The following is an 822-nucleotide window of genomic DNA, read 5'->3' on the forward strand; positions in this document are numbered from 1 at the left end:
TCTGTCTGGTGAACGAGATCCCAAGACGCTAGCTGCACTGCGTGACCGACGCTGCAAAGAGTCTGTGGAGACTATTGCTGCTGCCCTTGAAGGAAACTATCAAGAAGAGCACCTGTTTGAACTCAAAGTCGCTGTCGAGATGTTCGATGTATACTCGGCAAAGATCCAGGAGTGCGAACTGGCTGGGCAGTCAGTGCTCCAAGAGCTGGCTGGAGATGACTACATAGAACCCAAGAGACAAGCGAGCGACTGGCGAATCAAGGGAAATGGCTTCTCGTTTAATCCTCAAGAACTGATCAAATCAGTCGCGGGCCACGACCTGTTGGCTCTTCCTGGTCTTGGCCCTGCAACGGTCATCACCTTGATCAGTGAATGTGGACTCGACATGACACGCTGGCCAAGCGCTAAGCATTTCGTCTCCTGGCTTGGGTTGAGCCCACAAAACAAGATATCCGGAGGGCGTGTGCTGTCCTCACGCACAAGACAGGGAACAACAAGGGCCGGTAGTGCCTTTTGGATGGCAGCAGTTCCACTCAGTAGAACAAGCACAGCGCTGGGTGCATTTCAGCGACGGTTGTCTGCACGTGTTGGCAAAAGCAAGGCTTTGATTGCCACGGCCCGAAAGCTGGCCATTCTTTACTACAAGACCATTAGATATGGCATGGAATTTCAAGAACACGGAGATTTGGCTTACCAGCAGGCATCTCGCGAACGTCAAATCCATGGTCTGGAAAAACGTGCAAGAGCACTGGGTTACCAACTGGTTGCTACCGGCTGATAGGCGGAGATCCCTGATGGCCGTGGGTGTTTCTTAGGAAGTTG

Annotated in this window: 1 protein-coding gene; it reads left to right on the forward strand. The window is 52.4% G+C overall.

The features are described 5' to 3' along the window. Nucleotides 1-778: transposase (locus VB737_RS17115; protein WP_500314744.1), on the forward strand; the 778-nt coding region annotated here is incomplete at its 5' end. Nucleotides 779-822: the final 44 nt, after the last annotated feature.

The organism is Synechococcus sp. BA-120 BA3, assembly GCF_034931285.1.
Classification (GTDB): domain Bacteria; phylum Cyanobacteriota; class Cyanobacteriia; order PCC-6307; family Cyanobiaceae; genus Cyanobium.